This is a genomic window from Demequina sp. NBRC 110054 (genome assembly GCF_002090115.1).
In the GTDB taxonomy this organism is placed as follows: Bacteria; Actinomycetota; Actinomycetes; order Actinomycetales; family Demequinaceae; genus Demequina.
This window is the reverse complement of sequence record NZ_BBRK01000004.1, coordinates 1,928,817-1,950,958: the sequence shown is the minus strand read 5'-3', so window position 1 is coordinate 1,950,958 and position 22,142 is coordinate 1,928,817. Positions and strand designations below refer to the sequence as shown.

The window sequence follows — 22,142 nt, the reverse complement described above, 5'->3', positions numbered from 1 at the left end:
CGTCAGCTCCCCACACACTCGGTAGCGCCACCGGCGATCACGCCGACTTCCCCATCGCAATCCGTCGGCACGCCCGTCGGCATCGACGGGTCCGAAACGACGAAGACTGCGCCTGCCGACACGCTCCCGGTCGAGGAATTCACGCCGTCGGTGGAGTGCACCTCAAACTCATACTCGAAGCCCGGCTGCATCCGGAACGGCAACCTCACCTGCGATGTGCCTCCGGCTGCCACCTTGCCGCTGGGACTGATCTTGTCTATCAAGTGCCCGTCGCGGTAGACCCACACCTCGATTGCCGCCTTGCCCGTGCCGTCGCTGTCGGCCACGGTCGCAGAGAACGAGGGTCGGCGGTTGGTCTCCGTGTGGACGCCGGATGCTGTCAGCGGCAGCGGGACTTGGTTCATGGTCACGTCGGTCGGCTTCACAGGTGCGTGGTTGGTGAGGGAGAACGTGAATTCTGCCTGCGTCCAGTCCTTCTTCTCGGCGCTTGTGGCAGGGTCGTCTCCAGAGAAAAGCGCGCCGTCGAATCCGAGGTAGACAAATGAATACGTGACGCCTTGCTCGAACAGGTCTTGCTTGCTGGCGGGAGGCTCCCACACGGAGCGGTCGCCCGATGCGACCCAGGTTCCCTTCACGATCCCATCCGTTCCCAGGTCCTCCATCAGCTCGCCATCGGCAAAGATCGCGAACCACGCACGCGACTCGTCACCGGCATCGGTTACCTCGGCTGAGAGAGTTGGATATGTCGCGTCGACGACCACATGACTGGCCGATGTCTCACCGTTGACTTGGACATTCGTTGGCGCTTCAGGACGGGTGTTGTAGGTGTAGGAGATCCGCGGATGCTTGGAGGTATCGGAGCCGTAATCGCGAGAGTAGAAGCGCTTCCACGAGTAGGGCGTAGACAGATCGTCCGCCTGCACAATCAACGACCAGTTCTGTGCGGACTGGTCGATCGAGTACGAGATCCAACCGGCAATGTCAGGCGATGACACCCAGCCATCTGCACACGACGAGCTGTACCCCTTCGTCTCCGTCGACGTGACCGACCCCGAGACAGCCTCGGGCGCGGTGTTCCACGTCACTGCCGCGGGAACCTGCTCGCCCAGAATGGTTGTCCACGCGGAAGCGGTGCACGACCACGAATAGTGGTTGTAGAGCTTGAGATAGGCAGAGGTGATCTGGTCCTTGCCATCGCCCGTGAAGTCATCCGCGTCGAAGCCGACAAGGCTCGCAAACACGCCGTAGGAGCTACTTGTGTAGCCGATCATCAACTCGGTCTCGGTCGCGTAGGACGCGTTGGGGTACTTGCTGTTGACGTACGCGTCCCGACCCTCGACCACGACCGGGTCGATCACGAGCGGGAATTCAGTGTCCTCGTCCGCGACCCATGCCATGTCAAGGTCAAGCGCGACAGTGGCACCCGTGTGGGTCCCGGTGACATCCATAGCGACCTCAACCTCATCGGGAAGCAAGAGCCCCTCGGTCATCTGCTCGATGTCGTCCACCGCAGCTTCCGGCAGCACTCCCTCGAGGACCCGGATCCCCGGCGACAGGTTCGGCTCGTCAGACCATGGCTGAAGCACGGGCGTGGACTGCTTCGCATCCTCGTTCGCATCCCACGCGTAGGCGGCCGGCAAGGACGCCAGCGTCTCGCCCGACTCGTCCACGATCGTCAACGTCGAGTCGTCGCTGATCTCGATGCCACCGTTGTCCACCTCAATGTCGAGTGTCAGCCCGTCGAAGGCGGCGAGCGCGTCGCGGTCGTCGAACACGAAGTACTGCTCGAATCCGGAGGAAAAGAGGTCCACCACGTAGTCCACGCCTGGAGCGATGTCCTCATAGGTCGCCCGCGCCCCGTCCAGTTCCGGCACCGGAAGCTCGCCGCCGTGCCACGCGATCTCCAGCGCTGTATCGGAGCCCTCGAACCCCCGTGTGAGAACTGTGTCGGTGTCACCGCCTCCTGAGAGTACGAAGGCCGTTGCATACACTGCTGGCCGAACCGTGCCGTCATCGTCCACCACGAGGGTGGTATCGATAGCAGCCCAGTCGTTGGGCTCATCTCCGTCGCCGGCCACCTGCACCCACTCGGTGCCCAGATAGTCCTCTGCAAGCCACGACCCATCGGGCGCGGCGTACACGCGCTCACTTTCGGTGCGCTGCGACATGTCCTCGACATATGCATCTAGGGACGCTGCGAGCTCCTGCGCTTCGCTGGACGTTGACGCCCAGTATGGCGACTCCGCGGGCTCCCCCAACTCGAAGAAGCCCTCGCCTTCGGTCGCATCCAGGGGGACCGAAGTGGAGTTTAGGGACCTGTCAGCGGCAACCCCAGTCAGGGCAGTTGACGCCACTAGAACAGCTGCCAAGCCGGCGGAAAGTGACGCCCTCATCGTCGTACGCACAGAAAGCCCCTCCTATAGCGCCACCCCAGCGCCTGGGCGCGACTGTAGCGACGCGCTCTGCCGCGTGACTATGCTTCGACGTCCACCGTTACAGTTTCGTGACAGACGAAGTTCTTCGTAGGCCGGGGACTCCTGAATGGCCGAGGCACGACAAGCGCCGCACGATGGGGCTCGGCCAGTTTCTCGATGGTGCCGGTCGCGCGCTCGCCAAGTTCAATCAGCACTACGTCGTCGATGGGCCCGCGACGGCTCGGTTTGTCGGCTCGTCTCTTCAGTGAGGGCCGACCAGAGGCGCGAGTTCTAGTGGCCGTGCTTCTCGGCGGTTGCGACGAGATGGATCGATCGCTGCTGGTGCTTGCCGCTCACGTGAAGCGCCGGAGGCGCAGACTTGGGATTCTCCCCGGCAGTGTCTCGGCCCAACGGGTTGCGTGCATGCCACCCAGCGGTGACCTCCGGATGGTTGACGTCAGACGCGCGCACGCGGCGCGTATCGAGGTCGTGCGGAGGTAGCGCCGTCTCGTCGCCGTGGGGCCTCGCGGTCGCTGGTGACACCGCCGCGCTAGATGCTTCCCTCATGTCGCCAGGATCGGCAGGGTTGGGCTGCGGGATAGTCATGGTGGCTCCTGTCGAGGAAGATGCGGCGGCGCTGCCCAGCGCTCAATGAAGGATGGCGTGACATCACTGTGACGCCGGAATCGCGTCCTCCGGGGAGGCTGGGTGCGTGGCGCGCACATCCGTCGCTGCCCTGCCGACACTTTGGAGCGGCCCCGGAGGGGCTTTCCGCGTACGATCGACGCAAACTTGGCACCGCAGGCGCGAGGCCCGGGAGGTGGCGACGGCCGGGTTGCGGCCCCTGCACGTCGGCATCTGTGCCGAGGCTCACTCATCGAGCCTCGGAGACGAACCGGTCACTACATCGTCCCATGTAAATCGAGGCATGCCAAAAGCATGGGCTACCGCACCTCATCGTTTCGTGTGGTAGTCGCTGGCGTCCGATCGTCCGCGTCACGGTGTCGGCACGAAAGACTCGAACCGCCCCATGACGAACGTTCGGCGCGCAAGGCCAACAGGGAATGTGCGTCGACGCCTTGCCCTCCTGCTCGCCCTCGTGCGCTGCACGCAAGCCAGTACGACCCTCTGATCATGTGCGGTACCCGCATCCCACTCAAGTTCTGCCGACGACACCGGTCCCTTCGCCACCACGTGACGCCGCCTGGAGTCCTGATGACTAGCCGTGCTGTGCTGTCGATAGCGTCCACCGACAGAAGGGGAACACGGATCCAACTGTCTGCTGACGCCGTGCGAACGCTTCGATGTGTGCCCCGACCTGTGCATCGGCCAGGCTCATCGTGCGGGCTTGTCCCGTCCGCTTGCCGGCAGTTCACGGTTTCCGCTCGGGCTCGGACCGGTCCTCCAATTGGCCGAGCAGGCGACTGCAAGCGTCTCGGCTCAGGAGCATGGTCCTGCCTCCGGTCAGCACGATCGCGCCACATCTGGCACGCTTCAGCGCCCGCGCCAGTCTGACCAGGTCCTCGTCGCCGGTCGCAGCTTCGGAGAGACAAGGTGTTGCGTTGTTGCCGAGTGCCAAGATGCCGTCGACCATCGCGCTCTTTCTTGCCTGCACGGCTTCGACGCCTAGAGGCTCGTCGTCGCCGAATCGTTGCCGGTAGAGAGCCTCGATCTCGTCGTTGATCTGACGTTCACGGTCACTTGCCGTTCCGGGCGTCGGCGCGTCTCTGTCCTCCATCGCTCAGTCCTCGTTGCCAGGCTGCTGCCTTGCTGATGCGGGGTCTTGCTGCTCGAGATGTTGCCGACCGTCGCGCCAGACCCACGCAACTTGGCGGGCGAGCGCGAACACGATGTCGGGGTCGCACCTGTCGCGGAGCCAGGCGACGACGCTGCTGCCGTCGAGGTCCGCCAGCGGCGAAGCGAGCCACAGGGCCACGGCCCACGCCGACATGTCGGCTTCGGTCGCCGTCAGGAGCGTGACGAGCTGCGCGATGAGGGGGTCCAGGCCGCCGTCGTTGAACTGCATCGTCGGGTAGAGGTCGACGCTGTCGGAGGTGACGGTGCGCAGCATGCCATCCAGAGGCAGGTCTTTGACGTCGACCCCGACAAGCGTTGCCGCTGTCGGTGCGGTGTAGAACGGGCCGACGAGCATGGCCAGTGGGGAGCCGTCCCCGAAGGTGCTTGGCGGTTCGGCTTTGGGCTTGTCGCCCGGGTGGCCCGCCGGTTGATCACGGTTGGCCACGTCGCCACCACTTCCGCCGTTGCTGTTGACCAGGGAGCTGGTAGTCGTCGAGGTCATCGATGGGCTGCTGTGCCCACATGAGTATCTGCGTCGAAGGCCTGCTCCCTAGCCGGCGGTTCACTTCGACGTTGATCCGTGCGACTCCGATGAGCATCCGCCGGAGGTCCTGCCGGTCGTAGCCGACGTCCTTCACGACGGCGTCGGCGGGCGCGTCGGGGATCAGATCGGTCAGTTGCCCGCATGCACGCCTGTTGAGTGCGACCGCGGTCCCGTCTCTGGCTAGGACTACGGCCGATGCATTGCGGCCCAGCAGCGCGCGCAACGTCGCGATCTGATCCATGGTCTCCCGGGTGTCGTCGTCGTTCACGATGCGCCTCGCTCGCCTCGTGTGTCGACCGCTGCGCGGGCCACCGCTGTCGCGGAGGCGCGAAAAGCGGTTCATGGGGTGAGCCAATCCATGGCGGCGTCGAGGTCCTCGCGGGTGAGGCCACACCGGTAGTCGGGCGCAATGGTGAGCAGCGTTGCGTCGAGCTGATCGATCTCCTTCTCGCGATCTTGGAAGAAGAGCTCGCTTCGCAGGTCCATGGCGTCGTCGTCCATCCACACCACACGGTCATATGCTCCGCTCTGGACCGCTTCCAACACACGTGCCGGCTTCCACTGCCACGAGCCAAACCCTGAGGACTCGTCGGGAGGCGTGTCCTCGCCTACCGCCCACCATGCCCCGAGTTCGACGACGGGAGCGAACGTGGTCGTGGTTGCCTCGAGCCACGTGGTCAGAAAGCACATTCGCACACCAGGCAGGGTTCCGATCGTGCGAAGGCCTTCGATGACGTCAATCGACCATGTCGCCTTGCCTCGATGCGTCAGGCCCTTGATGACGGGCGCAACCGGAGTGGTCCGCCACGACGAAGCAGGCCAAGCGGAGAGCAAGTCCCTATCGGGCTCGTTGATGCGGATGGTTCCGTCGATGTCGACGAACACGATCGCCCTCACAGTCGACCTTCCTGCTCGTCAGGGTCGAGAAGCGCGAGGCTGTCCCAGTCGATGGAGTCGGGGTCGGGCAGGCGCAGGATCTCGACACACGGCAGCTGCGAGATGTAGTGATGCGTCTCCTCGAAGAGCACGGTGTAGGTGTGCGGACTGCCGACACGAATCACTCCTTCGACCGCACCGACGTTCGGCTGCGCGGTTGATCTCAGCAGCGCGGTATCCTCCATCCGGGGCGTGGGCGTCGACAGGATGCTGACGAGCGGGAGCCACTGCCAGTCCAAGGGTGTCGGGCCCAGTGCTGGGTCGGGGAAGATGCCAGTGCCATGGTTCTCATGGTCGCGCAGGTCAAGCACGATGTCCGCCGCGACGGCCGTCACGAGGAAGACGCCCTCGTCGACCTTCGGCAACAGGTAGGGCAGGCGGTCACGTCCGAACAGACCCCGCATCGTGTTCACACCGGCCTCTTTTCACGGTCGATGACAGAGAAGATCGAGAACGCCCGGGGAAGGCCAATGGTGCGTTCGGTGCCGTTGACGCTGACCCACGCACGATGGCGTGTGCCGACACGCAGCACATCGGGTGCGTCGTCGGCAAACTCATCGTCGTCGCACTGCGGCACCGACAGCCATGCCGCGAGAGGCAAGGGCGTGCCGTGCCATGGCTGCGCTGCCGTGCCTCGTGGTGGGCTGACGCGGATGACGGCCCGCCCGCAGGCGGGGATGTCGATGATCGCGACGGTGCCGTCCTCGCACTCGATCACATAGCTGATGTCCTGTTGGCGGATGAGGACCTCGTTCGCCTCGCGCCAGTTGCCATAGATGGCCATGGCGCGCAGCCGCGTCGGTGCGGGCCGCGGCTGCCAGAACCCATCCGACACGCCGTGGAACGCCGTCCGGTACCCCACCCGAATCATGCCCTCCCGAGCGAAGGGATCGTGGAACACGCTGCGATCCTTGAGCGCGATGTCGGCGTCGGTCGCGGCCGAGCCGATCGAGTACACGATGTCGCACTCGTCGCTGTCGCGCCCATCGGGGTTGAACAGCCACCGATGGTCCGCCGAGCTGCGCAAGCTCCACTCCCGGTCGGAGGTGGCATCGGCCCACATGATCATGCCTTGGTGGTGCCTGACGAGGTTCACTCGATCGGCCACCACGGACCCCCTGTCCTCAAGCGGCGGCATGGGCCCGGCCGCTGCGTCGGAACCGACGCGGGAGATCCCGACCACGACACCCACATCGATCATCGGCGAGACCCCGACAGGGGCGGCATCGACCACAAGCACAGCGGGCTCCCACCGCGTCACGCGTCCCGTCGGTCCGTCAGTTGCAGCGATCGAGCGCTCGGGCTCCTCGGTCGACGCCTCTGGAACGCCCACCCCCGGCCAATTCCCGGACAGCCTTCGAGCAGTCACCGCCCTCAGCGGCCGCCACACTCCGTCGGCAAGCGGCGTGCGCTGCCCTCGTGGAACCGCGATCCGCTGGCGACCGGGCGCTGAGAGGTCCAGAAACACATCGAAACCTGTCGCATCCAGGCGGTACACGCCACCTTTCGCGTCCGCGACAGTATCGAGCACCTCGATGTGACCCGGCCCGGTCACGGCAGGGCCCCCGTCGCCAGATCAGCATCATCGATGCCAGCTTCGATGTGAGCAGTCACGCTCGACATGACCCAGTAGTAAGGGCTCTGTGCCCGCCGCACCGGATCCAGTTCCGGCGTGACGAACTGATGCTGTGCGCCAACCTGAATCGTCCACGCCGCCAGGCGAGCCACCGATTCACGAGGATCGAGAAACTCGTCTCCATCCCCCGTTGCCGGGTACGCGATCAGGCATTCGAGCGGATTCCAGATCCGGTCGTATCGGCCGCTGATCGTGCCAGGGCCCGCAGGCACACGCAGATACCACGGCGTGCCCGAACTCTCCCTCGTGTCGATGACGTAGCGAGTCGCCGAGGTGACGCCGCGCAGGACGTACAGGTCCGGCTCGTCCAGCACATGCACCCGAGCAATCGCGGCCACCGCTACCAACCCTCCCCAGGCTCGGGACCGTCGGTGAAGTCAACCTCGTCAGACCCACGGGTCAAGACCGAAGGCATAGCCTCCAGCACCTCAACGCGACGCGCGAGCCTCTGGATCCACCACCGAGAATCCGAGATGCGCGGCCAGAACTCGGCGAGTGACTCCGCCGACCGTCGCGGGGGTTCGGTATCCCAGTAATAGGCGTGCCGCGAACCCCGACGCAATAGCGCCGCCACGGGCGCACGCCCCTCAGCGTCGACACCGAAACGCGGCGTCTCCGCACCTACCGGGAAACTCACCACGCCACGCAGCCGAATCCACCGGGAGTCGAAACTGTCGCGGTGCGTCCGCCCCGCACCAGGTGCCCTCAAGACCGCCGGGTGCTCACCCAAAGTGGAGACGTAGTACACAGTCGAACTGTCCGTCAGCACCCGACACAGCACAGGGTCGCCCCCGAGGTCCACCTGTGACACCGCAACACCCATGATCCACCCTCCAGCCCGAACCACTCACTCGCTCGCCGCCGCGGCCTTCGCAGGCCGCTCCTGGGCTCACACTGACACGCCCTTGACGCCCTGCGCAAGCGAGCGAACTCTGTAAAGTGCCTGGTAATAATGCTCTAATCTGTTCACATCAACAACCGCGCTACACCTCGCCCCGATGGGAACGGGTGGCCCATCGCGCCGCTCAGTCCACTTGAACGGACAAGTCCCGCCCGGGAAGCCAAACTCCACAGTTGTCAGCGGCAGGCCGCGAGCGAGCTCGCGCTCAAAAGCGCCTGTCACCACCACCGAGGCTCACGCGACGTGGGGCAAGATTCGGAATGGCGATGAAGGGAATTCATTCCCGGACGTCATTCCCCTAGTACAGTTCAGATATGGGCTTGAGCGATCCGGGTGGTACGAGCGCGTCCAAGGTGGAGTCCTACATCACCGCATACGTGGCCGAGCACGAGCGCTTCCCCACCATCGACGAGATTCGCGGCGGGGGCGTGCGCGCCCGCACGGCAACCATCGCCGCCGTGCTGCGACGGGCACGCGCTGCCGCCGCACGCGAGCGCGCGCTCGACGCGACCAGCCCCGAGGCAGCAGAGGCGATCACTAAGGTCGGCCATGCGATGGCCGACGCCGCCCAAAGAGTTCTCGACGAGCAGACCACTGTCCTGGTGGAGCACTTGATCGCGCCCGCCAAGGCCGCATCAGACGAAGTGGTCGCCGCCGCTATCGCAGAGCGCGACGCGGCACGGTCAGAACTCGACGAGCAGATCGCACTGCGAACCGCTGAACGCCAGCTCCTTGAGAGCCAGGTCGCACTGTTGCGCGAGGAGGCGGCGGCGCTTGCCACCCAAAGAGACACCGCACTGCACGAGCGCGACGCCGCGATCTTGCAGCGCGACGAGGCGGTCGCCGACGCACGCGTCGCCGTCGCCGCTTCCGAGAACGCACGCGCGGAACTCTCAAGCGCGCACGCGTCCGCTGTGGAGGCAGCACATCGCGCTGAAGTGAAATTCGCGGAAGAACGCGGACGCCGTCTGGCCGCCGAGGACCGCATCGCCGCCCTCGAAGTCAAGCGCCGCGACACGTCCGGCTAGCGCGACACCGCGCCACTGGCGCGCCGCGCGACAGCACCGCGACTGCTCACCTTCGCACGAGTCTCGCTAGGCAGCCATCTAGCGAGTCAACTCTCCAGCAAGCACGCTCCCTAGAGAGCCTTCTAGGTAGCCGGCAGCCGCCTTCTGGACCGGCCTCTCCGCCGCGCGACCCACCGGCGGCTCGCGCGCAAATATCAGGCCGCTCAGGGCGAAACGCGGACCGACAAGCCCTGGTCGACCAGTTTGCCATCGAGTCATGGCTGAATTCTGAGACTTCCCTTCAAGCACATTTGCCTGGGGTTTTTAGGTTCTGTTTGGGTTTTCCCCAAGCTTCCGGCCGAAATTTGGATTTCATGCGGCACGATCGGGCCCCAGAAGGCGACTTCGAGCCCGCTGACGCCAGCGGCACCGCGCCGAACGACCACTCAGACCACAGGAGAGTTCATGCAGAGCCAGCATCCGTCACCGACGCCATCGAACGATGGCGAGCCGGCGCTGAGCGCGCGGGAACGCGCCGCCCTACGGGGCCTCAGCGTCGTCGGCGACGCCCCTGCGACGCGCGGCGGCAGCGGTGAAGTCGGCCGGCCAAAGCGCGACCCCAAGGCCGATCTCCAGTCGGGAGATGGTGATGGAGTCGCCGAAGGTGTTGCCCAGGAGCACATCCCGGACGGTGGTGTAGTTGACGCCGGTGGCCTCTGCGACCTGGCGCAGACTCAGTCCGGCGGTGGCGGTGCGCAGCGCGACGGCGATGCGGCGAGCGACCTCACCGGCGGGGTCGTCGACGACGCGATCGGGCCAGTCGGACCCGAGGTCCCTGGGGCGCGTCCTCCTGGGCGGCATGGCCTGAGCCTAGTCCCCGATACCACCACACCTCATGCCGACAACGTCGAACCTTCGCCGGAGGCCGAAGTAGACCCCTGCAGCCCAGGGTCGCCCAATTCCGGGTGCGACACGCCCAAGATCGACTTAACCTCGAATCCTGCAAGCGTTGGTATATACCAACGGCCGGGTGATTCGAGGAGGCCCGAAGTCGTGGACGATGCGATTGAGGCATATCAGCCAAGGCTGGCAGCCGAGCACCCCGAGCGGTGGGAGGCCATCGCCGGCTTCGTACGAGACGCAGTGCGCGACAGCGACCCCGGGACCCTCTTCGAGGCGAGGTACTTACTGACGGCAACAACCCCGTTCGTCGACTGGTGCCACCGCGTGCGCGGCCTCGCGCTGGATCGCGACCTGATCTTCACGCCCTCGCGCATCGCAGCCTGGGTTGAGCGACCCCATCCTGAACTCGAGCCCACGACGGTGCGGACCTATCAGACGCGCCTGATCAAGATGACGGGGCCGCTCAGCCCCAAGAATGCCAAGCCCGTAGCGAAAGCGTTCTCTGCCTCGCCTGCAGCGGCCCCCTACAGCGCGCAGGAACTCCACGACTTGCGAGTGTGGGCAGCCAGCCAGGCCGATGAGGAACGCTGCCATGACGCGCGCATCCTCCTGGCCGGGTGCCTCGGTGCCGGACTGTCAGGTCGGGAGGTGTGTGACCTGCGCGGCGGCGACATCGCGGTTGACGCCGATGGCGTGGTGCTCAACGTGACCGGACACCGCCCTCGACGAGTGCCCGTGACGTGGGAGTACGAGCAGGAGTTCATCGAGGCCGCGGCCAGAACCGACGCGGATGGCTTCGTCTTTCGTCCGCGCCGCACCATGACTAAGAAGAACAGTTACTCCGACTTCGTCGCCAAGAGCGCGGCCTCCAGCACCACGGTCTCTGCCAACCGAGCCGGCAACACCTGGATCGTCCAGCAACTCAACGATGGCGTTCGTATCGATGTTCTGATGCGGGCGATGGGCATCGGAGACTTCTCGTCGATCCAACGCCTCCTTGCGTACGTAGATGACGTCTCGGACGGAGAATACCGCGCAACGCTACGCGGCGAGCAAGGGGCTGCGTGAGCAACTACACGCCGCGCAAGCGCAAGAACGACAACCGCCATGGCCGGAGGAGCACCAAGCACCTTACCGGCGTGCACAGCGGCCGAGGGGCCTTTGACGACGAGCAGATCAAGGCGATCTACCGCGTGTTACGCGGCAAGGGAGGCGCACTGGACCTCCTCGCCGGATGGGACGCCGAGGCCAAGCGCATGACATCGGGCGCTGGCGGCAGGCCGGCGAAGGTCTCGTTCGCGGTGTTCCTGGTGGTCCTGATCGCGCTAGTCGAGAATGGCGAGGCACCCCTGCTGAGCAACGTCGCCGAGGCGATCCGATTCCGCCTGTCGGAGGAGTCCGCGCAACTGCTCGGCATCCCCGACGACGTCTACGAACTCAAGGACGATCCGCGAGGCAGCGCACTGTGGGAGCTGCCCAAGAGCAAGCGCAAGACGGCCAGGTTCGCCGTCAGCCCCTCAAGGATCTACGACCGCGTCCAGTCGGCCGACGACCGCCTCACGGACCTGTTCGAGCCCTACCCCGGCATCGCCACCCGCGCGCCGCGCCCGGTGGGCGAGGTCGTTGCTGACCTCAAGGAGATCGAAGACGACCCGGCGAAGCGCGCCTACAGGGACAAGATGCTCGAGCGCTTGCGGCAGCTCACCAACGCGATCGTTCACGCCTCGCTATACCGCGAGAACCGTGAGAGCCGCCGTGCATTCAGGCGGTACATGAAGGAGTACTGGCGCGGCTCCCTCGCGATCGACGGCACCAAGGTGCCGGTCTACACCGCGGGCAAGAGAGGCGGCGTCTCGCCCAAGAACGCCAAGACCCATCCCGACTGGATCCACCACTGCGAGCCGATGGCAGGGTGGCACGTCCGTGACGGCAACCACGGCGGCTTCGAGGATGACGGTGTCACGCCGCTGAAGAAGGAGTTGCTCGGCCACTCGATCTGGGCCTATGAACTGCACCTGAGCGTGACGTGCGAGAGCTTCACACCCAAGAGTTCCGAGGCACCCAAGGGCCCGGTGCCGCGCATTGCCCTGGGCATGGCCTGGGACGCCCCCGCCAAGAACATCGGCGAGAACTCTCTAGCGAGCCTCGTCGCCGCCAACGAGGTCCGCAAGGACCTCAAGGTCAAGCCCGGCACCGTCGTCGCCGACGGAGCGATCCTGCCCAACTCGCTGTTCGTCAAACTGCAGAAGCCATCGCGCGCCATGGGCTTCAAGCTGGCGATGCGATACGGCAAGCACCAGACCGGACAGGTCACGTCCAAGAATGTGACAACGAAGAGGAACTCGAGCAAGTCCGCCGGTCAGCGAGGCACCGTCGCCGACCAGACCAGCACTGGCGACCCGATGCGCGGCTTCAAGATGGTCGACGGCGACATCCTGTGCCCCGGAACCCCCGATCACCTCATCAACGCCGAGTCGCTGTTCAACGACAATAAGATCGACAAGGCCACCCGCGAGGAAATGCTCGACGAACGGGCGGACTACAGGGCTGTCCGGCATGAGACGTGGAACGCGGAGAGCAAGGGCCGCTTCGGGTGCCCGGCGCTCAACCCCGGAGGCAAGCTCACTTGCCCCATCTTCGAACGCGAGCCCCGGGACAAGCCCCGCACTGAGGTCGAGAACCCGCCGTCCAAGGATGCCGCTGGCGAGGCTTGCACCGCCCACCAGAAGTCACTCCAGCTCACCCTGGACGACCACTTCGGCCACTTCGCCTCCGACGTCTACTGGCGCAGTGGCGAGCACGACTTCATGATGCGCCAGCGCAACGTTGTCGAGGGGTTCAACGCAACCCTCAAGGAAAAGGACCACGAGAACCTCAACGACGGAGCCCGCCGGCGTGTCCGCGGCTACGCCAAGCAGGCCCTGCTCGCCGCCATCATGGTGTTCTCCGCCAACGTCCGCGCGATCAGCGTCTTCATCGAGGCCTACGATCTGCTCTGGAGGGACGAACCGACAAGCCCGGGCCCCGACACCCCACAGGGCCCCGACGCCGACGTGACGGCTCTCGCCGACGAGGACCTCCCACCGCCCGACCAGCTCGCCGCGTAACGCGGCCCGCCCCGGAACCGAACAGCACCTTCCGCCTCCGAACCCGACAGGGCCGGAGGCGGCAGCACGCCCGAAAACAGGTGAGGACCCACCGGACCTCCTGACAACACCCGAGAAACAGCAAAGGCCGCCTGCGACATCAGTCGCTGGCGGCCCTTCTGTTGTCCAGAACGCTCCGAAGAACCCTCTGGGGTCTTACTCAACCGAGTAAACCCATCTGGAGCAGTACGTTTTCCGTACTACCCAGTCGTAGCCCCGACGGGATTCGAACCCGCGCTACCGCCTTGAGAGGGCGGCGTGCTAGGCCGCTACACAACGGGGCCCTAGCTGCATTCCGTCACCCTCCCGGGCGACTGGCGCGAGATAAGACTATAGACCATGAATGGGGGTGAACGCCAATCGGCGGACCCCCCACCGGGGTTCACGCCGCTCATACGCCGCCATATGCCCCCTGATCGCGGGGTTGCGAGACAGAGAACGCCAAGCGACAGACCCAAGACACGGGTCATATGAAAAGGTTATCGCTCCGTGAGCGCGTGTTTACTTTCCCGAAACAGGGGATTGCTTTTCATGTGACATGGTTGCCCTACAGTTGCCGATCAACGGCCTCCAGCAGCCCTGACACAAGGAGCACGATGTCTCACGACGAGACGAGCCCCGCGGCTCAGATCACCGCCGCCATCCGCGACATGTACGACGCGTATCTCGCGGGCGACCGCGAGCGCTCGAACGGTCACATCGCCGCGGACGTCACTCTCTGGGACAGCGTCCACGAGGACCTTATCCGCGGCCGCGCCGGGCTCGACGCCCTGCGCGACGCGCGCCCGGACTCGGAGAGCAACACGCTCGTCAAGGCGATCGAGGTCACCGAGCCGGTCATCGACGTCTGGGGCGACATCGCGCTGGCGCGCCACACCTTCGAGGTCGTGTTCCACGACACCGCCGAGCCGACCGAGCGCGTGCGCAACACCGCCGTGTGGCGACGCGACGACGGACGCTGGCGAGTCATCCACAACCACGAGGACGTCCTGCCCAGCATCACACCGCAGTAGCCCGACCCCACCACCCACACCCCGGCAAGAGGAGCAAGCAGTGAGAATTCGTACATCTATGGCGGCAGCGGCCGTCGCTGGCATCGCAGCGGTCACGCTGGCTGCCTGCAGCAGCTCGACCGCGAGCGATTCGAGTGCAGCCGCCTCGTCGGACGACGAGACCTCGACGCTCGTGATCGACAAGTCGTTCGACCTCGTCACCGCGGACCCAGCGCGCATGTTCGAGACCACCGGAGGCATCGTGCTGCACGCGGTGTACGACAGCCTCCTCACCTTCGCGGACGGCGACTCGACCACCCCGCTGCCGAGCGTCGCGGAGTCGTGGACCAGCAACGACGACGCCACCGTCTACACCTTCACCATCCGCGAGGGGATCACGTTCTCGGACGGCACGGACCTGACCGCTGACGACGTCGTCTTCTCGCTCAACCGCGTGAAGAACATCCAGGGCAACGGTTCCTTCCTGATGGAGGGTCTCTCCGTCTCCAAGGTGGACGACATGACCGTCGAGATCACCTCGGAGACGTCCAACACCGCCGTGCCCGCGATCGTCACGAGCCCCACGCTCGGAATCGTCAGCGAGGACGCAGTGGAGGCGAACGGTGGAACGGACGCGGAGGACGCCGCCGACACCGACGCCGCAGAGGAGTACCTCAACTCCGAGTCCGCCGGCTCCGGGCCCTACATGATCGAGTCGTTCGACACGACGACCGAGACCGTGCTCGTCGCCAACCCCGACTACTGGGGCGACGCACCCGAGTACGACCGCGTCGTGCTGCGCAACGCCACGGCCGATGCCCAGCTGATGGACATCCAGAGCGGCACCGCCGACGTCGCGCTCGACCTTGGCTCGGACCAGACGGCCAGCCTCGAGGGCAACGACTCGATCGTGGTCTCGACGTCCGCCTCGCCGACGTTCTTCTTCCTGATCCTCAACGCCGATTCGGGAGTCTCCGACGTCACCTCGACCCAGGAGTTCCGCGACGCCGTGAAGTACGGCCTCGACCTTGACGCGATCCTCGAGCTCGCGGGCGAGGGTGCCGAGCACGCGTACGGCGTGGTCCCGAACACCTTCCTTGGAGCCCTCGGCTCCGACTCCGCGGTCGAGCAGGACCTCGACAAGGCGACCGCTGCGGTGGAGGCGCTCGGCGGCGACATCACGGTCAGCCTCGAGTACCCGAGCGACATCTCGAGCAACGGCCTCGACTTCGGCCCGTTCGCCGAGCGCATCGCGGCTCAGCTGTCCGAGATCGGCATCACCGTCGAGCTGGTGCCCAGCCCCGTCGCCACCGCGCTCGAGAACTACCGCGCGGGCACCGAGGAGATGGGCCTGTGGCTCTGGAACCCGGACTACCCGGACTCGGCCGACTACCTGGCATTCGGCCCGGGACGCACGGTCGGTCTGCGCGCCGGCTGGGCCGAGGGCACCGCTGCCGACCTTGAGTCGATCATGACCGAGGTCGCCGCCGAGACCGACGCTGACACCCGCGAGGAGCTCTACGTCGAGTACCAGGAGCTCATGAACGAGTACGGCGTCATCGTGCCGCTGTTCCAGCCGTCGGCGACCGTCGTCTCGACGTCCACCGTCGGTGCGGTGGACTACGACCCGGTGTTCTCGCTGGACATCGCCGCAATCGGCAAGTAACGCCAGCAAATCACGCTCGACCGAGGGAGCCGGGGCCCGCGCCCCGGCTCCCTCAGAGTGGACGTCATGACCAGATTCATCACCCGACGCATCGGCGCAGCCCTGCTGCTGCTGGTGGGCTCGGTCCTCGTCACCTTCGGACTGACGGCGATCCTGCCTGGGGACGCCGCGACCGCGCGCCTCAGCGAGCAGGCCGCGTCCGACCCCGAGATCGTCGCCGCGATGCGCGCCGAGCTCGGCCTCGATCAGCCGCTGTACAAGCAGTTCCTGATCTACCTCGGCAACCTCGTCCAGGGAGACCTCGGCGACTCGGTGCAGAGCGGCAACCCCGTGCTCGAGGATCTCGGCCAGTTCGGCCCGGCCTCCGCCGAGCTCGCTCTCACCGCCATGATCATCGCCCTCATCGTCGGCGGCGGCCTGGGAGTGCTCTCGGCGCTGCGCGCCAACGGCGTCATCGACAACGTTCTGCGCGCCCTCAGCCTCGGCGGGGTCTCCGTCCCGCTGTTCTGGCTCGCGCTGATCGCCACCTCGGTATTCGCCACGCAGCTGCGATGGTTCCCCTCCTCCGGTCGTCTGGACGCTGGCGCGTATGCACCAGACACGGTCACCGGCTTCTACACGATCGACTCCTTGCTGGCCGGCGACATCGCGATGTTCGGCGAGGCGATCCGGCACCTGGTGCTGCCCGCGATCGTGCTCGCCGCTCCGATGATCGGGCTGCTCCTGCGCTTCACGCGGACGACCGTGCTTGAGGTGCTCTCCCAGGAGTACGTCCGCGCGGCCGAGGCCAAGGGCCTGCGCCGCTCGCGAGTGATCGGGGGGCACGTGCTCAGGGGCGCGCTCGTGCCGCTCATCACCGTCATCGGCACCGCATTCGCGAGCCTGCTCGCGGGCACCGTGCTCGTCGAGCAGATCTTCGTATGGCCAGGCATCGGGTCCTACGCCTACCGGGCGGCCTCGAACCTCGACCTCACCGCCATCGTCGGCGTGACGCTCTTCGTGTCCGTCATCTACATCACGGTGAACCTGGTCACCGACATCCTCTACGGCATCATCGACCCCCGGATCAGGTACGCCTCATGAGCACCTCAACCGACACGGCCCGTTCCACCCCTCCGCGTCTGCGGCTCGCCGTCCCCCGCTGGCGAGCGCCCGCCGCCTGGCGGCGACCGCTCGCGGTGATCGGCATCGCGATCGTCCTGTTCTGGATCGTGATCGTGATCTTCGCGCCCCTCATCGCTCCCTACGACCCGCTCGCGCAGGACTCGGCCCGCTTCCTCGCTCCGTCGGCCGAGCACTGGTTCGGCACAGACGGCGTCGGCCGAGACGTCTTCTCGCGCGTCGTCTACGGCGCTCGGGTGAGCCTTCCGGTCGCGGTGCTGCTCGTCGCGCTGTCACTCATCGTCGGCTCGACGGTCGGCGCGATCGCCGGCTACTTCGGCGGGAAGGTCGACGGGCTGCTCATGCGCATCGTCGACCTGTTCTTCGCCTTCCCCGCGATCATCCTCGCCATGGCGATCTCGGCCGCGCTCGGCCCGTCGCTTGTCAACGCGGTCCTCGCGATCGTCGTGGTGTCCTGGCCGGCCTACGCCCGTGTCATGCGCTCACTCGTGCTCGGCCTGCGCGACAGCGAGTTCGTCTCCGCCTCACGGCTGCTCGGAGCCGGTTCGGCCCGCACCCTGCTTCGCGAGATCGCCCCGAACGTCATCGGTCCGATCATGGTGATCGCCACGCTCGAGCTCGGCAACGCCATCCTGCTGCTGAGCGGGCTCAGCTACCTCGGACTCGGCGCGGTGCCCCCCACGCCCGAGTGGGGAGCCATGGTCTCCGACGGGTCCCGCGTCTTCTACAACTACTGGGTAGCCCTCTACCCCGGCATCGCGATCTTCTCCGTGGTGCTCGCCTTCAACTTCATCGGAGACTCGCTGCGCGATGCGCTCGACCCGCGCAGCGCCAGGGCCGTCGGGACCGGAGAGATGTCATGAGCCTGGTCAAGATCGAGGACCTGCGGATCTCGCTCGGCGGACGCCCGCTCGTCGACGGCGTCTCCCTTGAGGCCGAGGCCGGCGAGATCGTCGGGCTTGCAGGCGAGAGCGGCAGCGGGAAGACGCTGTCCGCCATGACGACCCTCGGATTCCTGCCTGCGGGCGCGACGGCAAGCGGCTCCGTCGAGGTCTTCGGCGAGAGCACGCTCACGATGAGCCCCCGCGCCCTCAGGCGTCTGCGCGGGGATCGCGTCGCGGCAGTCTTCCAGGACCCGATGACCTCCCTTCACCCCATGCTGTCGATCGAGACCCAGCTGACGGAGCACCAGCGCACCCATCGCAGCGTCACCCGCAAGCAGGCTCGTGAGCACGCGATCGAGCTCATGGACCTTGTGCGGATCCCCGACCCGCACAAGGCGATCTCGCAGTACCCGCACCAGTTCTCGGGAGGGATGCGACAGCGCATCGCGATCGCCTCGGCTCTCGCGTGCGAGCCCCAGGTGCTCGTGGCGGACGAGGTCACCACGGCGCTGGACGTGACCGTCCAGGCGGGCATCCTCCATCTGCTCGCCCGCGTGCGGGAGGAGTTCTCCATGGCGATCCTGTTCATCACGCACGACCTTGCTGTGATGAACGTGCTGGCGGACAGGCTCTACGTGATGAAGGAGGGCCGGGTGGTCGAGTCAGGCCCGACGCGCGACCTCCTCGCAGATCCCCAGGACGACTACTCGCGAGCCCTCGTCGAGGCGCTTCCCCAGGTCAAGGAGGACTGATGGCGAACGTGCTCACCGTCAACGATGCCGTCGTCGACTACGCCAGCCCGGGACGTGACCCCTTCAGGGCCGTCGACGGCGTCTCGCTCGAGGTCGGGGCAGGTGAGATCGTCGGCCTCGTCGGCGAGTCCGGGTGCGGCAAGTCCTCGCTCGGGAAGGCGATCGTGGGCCTGAACCGGCTCACGTCCGGCGACATCTCGATCGGGGACCACCGGATGTCCCCGCTCGGCCGCCGCGCCCGCAACGCCGCGGACCGTGAGGTGCAGATGGTCTTCCAGGACCCCTACGCCTCGCTCAATCCTCGCCGCCGCATCGGCTCGCAGATTCGCGACGCGCTGAGGGATGTACCGCGGCGGGAGGCCGCGCAGCGCGTGGCCGAGGCACTGGAGTCGGTGGGCCTCGACCCCGCCTTCGCGCGACGGTACCCGCACCAGTTCTCCGGAGGTCAGCGGCAGCGCATCGCGATCGCACGCGCCCTCGTGGGCCGCCCTCGCGTGATCGTGGCCGACGAACCCGTCTCGGCGCTCGATGCCTCGACGCGCCTGCAGGTCGCCTCGCTGCTGTCCGACCAGGCCCGCAAGGACGGCTCGGGACTGCTGATGATCTCGCACGACCTCTCCGGCCTGCGCCCGCTGGCAGACCGGGTCGCGGTGATGTACTTCGGCCGCATCGTCGAGATGGGGCCCACCGAGCAGGTGTGGACCCACTCGCGTCACCCGTACACGAAGGCGCTCATCGGAGCGATCCCCCAGCTGGGGCGCGACGCCTCCCTCCCCACCGAGCCCCCGCGGAGGGTCGTCCCGAAGCACGCAGAGCCGGAGGCGGCTCGACTGGTGCCGCTCGGCGATGGCCACTTCGTCGCAAAGGAGGCGATGTGAGCGTCGTCGGAAGCCTTCCCCTCCGGGGGTCAGCGGTCCTGCGAGGAGGACGGATCCTCGACGCCCAGACCCTCACGCCCACCGAAGGCCTCGCGATCGTCGTGCGCGACGGGGTCATCGAGCGGCTCATCCCCGACCGTGCGGACCACCTGCCCGAGCTGCCGACGATCGACCTCGCCGGGCACTTCGCGATGAGCGGTCTCATCAACATGCACACGCACTTCTCGCTCACGCTGCCGGGCGTGGCCGGAGAGCGTATCGCCGCGCTCGACCCAGCGGGAATGGCGCTGTACATGGCGGACGGGGCGAGGCGGACGCTCCTCAACGGAGTCACCACGACCCGTTCCGTCGCAGAGAAGGACTTCGCCGACTTCGCGCTCCGTGACGCGATCGATTCCGGCCACGTCCCTGGGCCGCGGATGTTCACCGGCGGCAAGGCGCTGTGCTGCACGGGCGGGCATGGGCACGATGCGTCCGACACGCAGGAATGCGACGGACCGGTCGGGTTCGCGCACGGCGTCCGCTCGCAGATCAAGCACGGCGCCGACCACATCAAGATCATGCTCACCGGCGGGATCGCGGGCGAGCACGAGCAGATCGGCACCGCGCAGATGACCCGTGAGGAGACCGCCTCCGCGATCTCCACGGCACACGCGTGGGGCCGCAAGGTCACGGCGCACGCCGGTCCCGCCGACGCCATCCGGATGGCGGTCGAGGAGGGCCTCGACTGCGTGGAGCACGGCTACCAGCTGACTCCGGAGGTCACCGACCTCATGGCTCAGCACGGCACCGCGCTCACACCGACCCTCATCGTGACCCGCGCGAAGCCGTTCTTCGACGAGCTCGGTGTCCCCGCGTGGATGCAGGCGCGCTCGCTCGGCGCCGCGGATCGACACGACGAGTCGTTCCGATACGCGCTGAAGTCCGGCGTCGACATCCTGCTGGGCTCCGACATGCCTCCTTTCTGGCCGTTCGAAGGGACGTCGGCGACGGTGCGAGAGATCGAGCACATGCACGCGGCCGGCATGAGCGCGATCGAGGTGCTCCGCGCCTCGACCACGGCACCCGCGCGCTGGCTCGGCGTCGAGGACTCGGTCGGCAGGATCGCCCCCGGGTTCTCGGCCGACATCATCGCGATGGAGGCAGACCCCACCGAGTCCCCGAGCGCGCTCCGCGACCTCAGCCTCGTGATGAAGGACGGCGTCGTGTGGCGCGGGGCAGGCGCCGTGGCATGACCGAGGGCGACATGGAGCTGTACGACCTCCGCCTGGTCGTCGATCGGATCGAGGGTCGATCCGTGTGCGGAATGGAGGTGGGCGACTACTGCACCGTGACGCACAGCAGCGGGCTCGCGATTCCCGACGGGCGCAGGTTCTGCCTGTACGCGCTGTCGGCGGCACTGCCGCTGATCCCTGCGAAGCAGCGCCGCCTGCCTGGATCCGACTGGCTCGAGCGTGACTCCGAGGTCGCGTGCCCAGATCCGGAGGAGCGCCTCATCATGCGGATCGAGCGTACGGGAACGTCGAGGCACGATTCGGAGGAGCTCACGTGACAACGGCCACCGTGTCCCTCGGATTGCAGACGGACAAGCGCCCTGGCACCTATGCGCGCCTGGCCGCTCAAGCGGAGGCGGCCGGGTTCGACGGCGTGAGTGTCTTCTCCGATCTTCTGTTCCAGCCGGCGATCGTCGCCCTCAGCGAGATGGCGACGACGACGCGGTCCCTCCGGCTCGGCTGCGCGTGTTGGAACCCCTTCACCCAGCACCCGTACGAGATCGCCACACATGCCGCCGCCCTCGCCGACAGGGCACCCGGGCGCGCCTACCTGGGACTCGCCCGAGGCTCCTGGCTGGACAGCATCGGCGTGACTCCGGAACGGCCCTTGGAGCGCCTGCGGGAATCGGTGGGCTTCATCCGCGCGCTTCTCGCAGGCACGGGCGAGGGCTATGAGGGCAACCAGCTCAGGCTCGCGCCAGGCACGGCGCTCCGCTCACCCGAGGGACCCGTCGAGCTTCCGCTGCTGATCGGCTCGTGGGGACCACGGGGGGTCGCGCTCGCCGGCGAGCTGGCGGACGAGCTGAAGGTCGGTGGCACGGCCAACCCGGACCTCGTCCCCGTCATGCGCGAGCGGCTCGCCGTCGGAGCCGCGCGCACGTCGCGCGACCCGTCGGAGGTAGGCCTGGTGTTCGGCGCGGTCACCGTCGTCGACACCGACCGGGCTCGCGCACGCGCCCACGCACGGCGCGAGGTCGCGATGTATCTCGACGTCGTCGCCGAGCTGGACCCGACGGTCGATGTCTCCGCGGATCTGCTGGAGGAGATTCGAGTCCGGCTGTCTCGCCGCGACGAGGCAGGTGCGGGCGATCTGGTCGACGACGCGCTGCTCGACCGCTTCGCCTTCGCCGGCACACCCGACGACATCGCGGGCCACGCTGTCTCCTTGATCGACGCGGGCGTCGACCGGATCGAGTTCGGCACCCCGCACGGCATCGACGAGGAGGAAGGCATCGCCTTGCTCGGCGACGCGGTGCTGCCGGCCCTCCGCGCCCATCTCACCCCCTGACA

Annotated in this window: 21 protein-coding genes and 1 tRNA gene; 12 read left to right on the top strand and 10 right to left on the bottom strand. The window is 66.8% G+C overall.

Annotated features, from left to right (window positions below; translation table 11 throughout):
• Positions 1 to 2: 2 nt before the first annotated feature.
• The 8 genes from B7K23_RS08925 to B7K23_RS08890 all read right to left on the bottom strand — a co-directional run bounded on the left by B7K23_RS08925 (position 3) and on the right by B7K23_RS08890 (position 7,665).
• Positions 3 to 2,405 (bottom strand): DNRLRE domain-containing protein, encoded by a 2,403-nt coding sequence (locus B7K23_RS08925; RefSeq protein ID WP_143338171.1) that lies wholly within the window; start codon positions 2,403 to 2,405, stop codon positions 3 to 5.
• 1,381 nt (positions 2,406 to 3,786) lie between these two features.
• Positions 3,787 to 4,152 carry a hypothetical protein gene (locus B7K23_RS08920; protein ID WP_084125976.1) on the bottom strand — a complete coding sequence of 122 codons (366 nt, stop codon included), beginning with the start codon at positions 4,150 to 4,152 and terminating at the stop codon, positions 3,787 to 3,789.
• Positions 4,153 to 4,155: 3 nt separating this feature from the next.
• Positions 4,156 to 4,713, bottom strand: a complete 558-nt coding sequence (locus tag B7K23_RS08915; protein ID WP_143338170.1) for a hypothetical protein — start codon at positions 4,711 to 4,713, stop codon at positions 4,156 to 4,158.
• Positions 4,643 to 5,023 (bottom strand): hypothetical protein, encoded by a 381-nt coding sequence (locus tag B7K23_RS08910; protein WP_084125974.1) that lies wholly within the window; start codon positions 5,021 to 5,023, stop codon positions 4,643 to 4,645. The genes B7K23_RS08915 and B7K23_RS08910 overlap by 71 nt, the downstream gene beginning before the upstream one ends.
• Before the next feature lie 71 nt (positions 5,024 to 5,094).
• Positions 5,095 to 5,640 (bottom strand): hypothetical protein, encoded by a 546-nt coding sequence (locus B7K23_RS08905; RefSeq protein ID WP_143338169.1) that lies wholly within the window; start codon positions 5,638 to 5,640, stop codon positions 5,095 to 5,097.
• Positions 5,641 to 5,648: 8 nt separating this feature from the next.
• Positions 5,649 to 6,104: a hypothetical protein gene (locus B7K23_RS08900; protein WP_084125972.1), complete on the bottom strand. Its 456-nt coding sequence runs from the start codon at positions 6,102 to 6,104 to the stop codon at positions 5,649 to 5,651.
• Entirely contained in the window at positions 6,101 to 7,246 is a 1,146-nt protein-coding gene (locus B7K23_RS08895) for a hypothetical protein (protein ID WP_143338168.1), read from the bottom strand. Before B7K23_RS08895 ends, B7K23_RS08900 begins: the two co-directional genes overlap by 4 nt.
• Complete coding sequence (locus B7K23_RS08890) at positions 7,243 to 7,665, bottom strand: hypothetical protein (RefSeq protein WP_084125970.1); 423 nt, start codon at positions 7,663 to 7,665, stop codon at positions 7,243 to 7,245. The genes B7K23_RS08895 and B7K23_RS08890 overlap by 4 nt, the downstream gene beginning before the upstream one ends.
• 877 nt (positions 7,666 to 8,542) lie before the next feature.
• Between B7K23_RS08890 and B7K23_RS08880 the strand changes: the two genes are divergently transcribed.
• Entirely contained in the window at positions 8,543 to 9,256 is a 714-nt protein-coding gene (locus B7K23_RS08880) for a hypothetical protein (RefSeq protein ID WP_143338167.1), read from the top strand.
• Positions 9,257 to 9,775: 519 nt separating this feature from the next.
• Here B7K23_RS08880 and B7K23_RS08875 read toward each other — a convergent pair.
• Complete coding sequence (locus B7K23_RS08875; RefSeq protein WP_084125967.1) at positions 9,776 to 10,096, bottom strand: helix-turn-helix transcriptional regulator; 321 nt, start codon at positions 10,094 to 10,096, stop codon at positions 9,776 to 9,778.
• Between the two features lie 192 nt (positions 10,097 to 10,288).
• On the opposite strand from B7K23_RS08875, the gene B7K23_RS08870 reads away from it, so the two are divergent.
• Positions 10,289 to 11,206, top strand: coding sequence for a hypothetical protein (locus tag B7K23_RS08870; protein WP_084125966.1), 918 nt, complete (start codon positions 10,289 to 10,291; stop codon positions 11,204 to 11,206).
• The gene (locus B7K23_RS08865; RefSeq protein WP_084125965.1) at positions 11,203 to 13,245 is read left to right on the top strand and encodes a hypothetical protein; all 2,043 of its coding nucleotides are present in this window, start codon (positions 11,203 to 11,205) and stop codon (positions 13,243 to 13,245) included. Before B7K23_RS08870 ends, B7K23_RS08865 begins: the two co-directional genes overlap by 4 nt.
• A 250-nt stretch (positions 13,246 to 13,495) precedes the next feature.
• Here the strand turns inward: B7K23_RS08865 and B7K23_RS08860 are convergent.
• Positions 13,496 to 13,568 (bottom strand) — tRNA-Glu (locus tag B7K23_RS08860).
• Between the two features lie 312 nt (positions 13,569 to 13,880).
• On the opposite strand from B7K23_RS08860, the gene B7K23_RS08855 reads away from it, so the two are divergent.
• The 9 genes from B7K23_RS08855 (at position 13,881) to B7K23_RS08815 (ending at position 22,140) form a co-directional block, all read left to right on the top strand.
• Positions 13,881 to 14,297 carry a nuclear transport factor 2 family protein gene (locus tag B7K23_RS08855; RefSeq protein ID WP_159451368.1) on the top strand — a complete coding sequence of 139 codons (417 nt, stop codon included), beginning with the start codon at positions 13,881 to 13,883 and terminating at the stop codon, positions 14,295 to 14,297.
• Positions 14,298 to 14,337: 40 nt separating this feature from the next.
• Positions 14,338 to 15,942: an ABC transporter substrate-binding protein gene (locus B7K23_RS08850; protein WP_143338166.1), complete on the top strand. Its 1,605-nt coding sequence runs from the start codon at positions 14,338 to 14,340 to the stop codon at positions 15,940 to 15,942.
• A gap of 66 nt (positions 15,943 to 16,008) precedes the next feature.
• Positions 16,009 to 17,025 (top strand): ABC transporter permease, encoded by a 1,017-nt coding sequence (locus tag B7K23_RS08845; RefSeq protein WP_084126277.1) that lies wholly within the window; start codon positions 16,009 to 16,011, stop codon positions 17,023 to 17,025.
• Positions 17,022 to 17,927 (top strand): ABC transporter permease, encoded by a 906-nt coding sequence (locus B7K23_RS08840; RefSeq protein ID WP_084125962.1) that lies wholly within the window; start codon positions 17,022 to 17,024, stop codon positions 17,925 to 17,927. The genes B7K23_RS08845 and B7K23_RS08840 overlap by 4 nt, the downstream gene beginning before the upstream one ends.
• The gene (locus tag B7K23_RS08835; RefSeq protein WP_084125961.1) at positions 17,924 to 18,700 is read left to right on the top strand and encodes an ABC transporter ATP-binding protein; all 777 of its coding nucleotides are present in this window, start codon (positions 17,924 to 17,926) and stop codon (positions 18,698 to 18,700) included. The genes B7K23_RS08840 and B7K23_RS08835 overlap by 4 nt, the downstream gene beginning before the upstream one ends.
• Positions 18,700 to 19,578: an ABC transporter ATP-binding protein gene (locus B7K23_RS08830; protein WP_084125960.1), complete on the top strand. Its 879-nt coding sequence runs from the start codon at positions 18,700 to 18,702 to the stop codon at positions 19,576 to 19,578. Before B7K23_RS08835 ends, B7K23_RS08830 begins: the two co-directional genes overlap by 1 nt.
• Positions 19,575 to 20,813: an amidohydrolase family protein gene (locus B7K23_RS08825; protein WP_084125959.1), complete on the top strand. Its 1,239-nt coding sequence runs from the start codon at positions 19,575 to 19,577 to the stop codon at positions 20,811 to 20,813. The genes B7K23_RS08830 and B7K23_RS08825 overlap by 4 nt, the downstream gene beginning before the upstream one ends.
• A complete protein-coding gene (locus B7K23_RS08820; protein ID WP_084125958.1) occupies positions 20,810 to 21,130 on the top strand; it encodes a TIGR04076 family protein in 321 nt (106 codons plus the stop codon). The genes B7K23_RS08825 and B7K23_RS08820 overlap by 4 nt, the downstream gene beginning before the upstream one ends.
• The gene (locus tag B7K23_RS08815; RefSeq protein ID WP_234996448.1) at positions 21,127 to 22,140 is read left to right on the top strand and encodes an LLM class flavin-dependent oxidoreductase; all 1,014 of its coding nucleotides are present in this window, start codon (positions 21,127 to 21,129) and stop codon (positions 22,138 to 22,140) included. Before B7K23_RS08820 ends, B7K23_RS08815 begins: the two co-directional genes overlap by 4 nt.
• Positions 22,141 to 22,142: the final 2 nt, after the last annotated feature.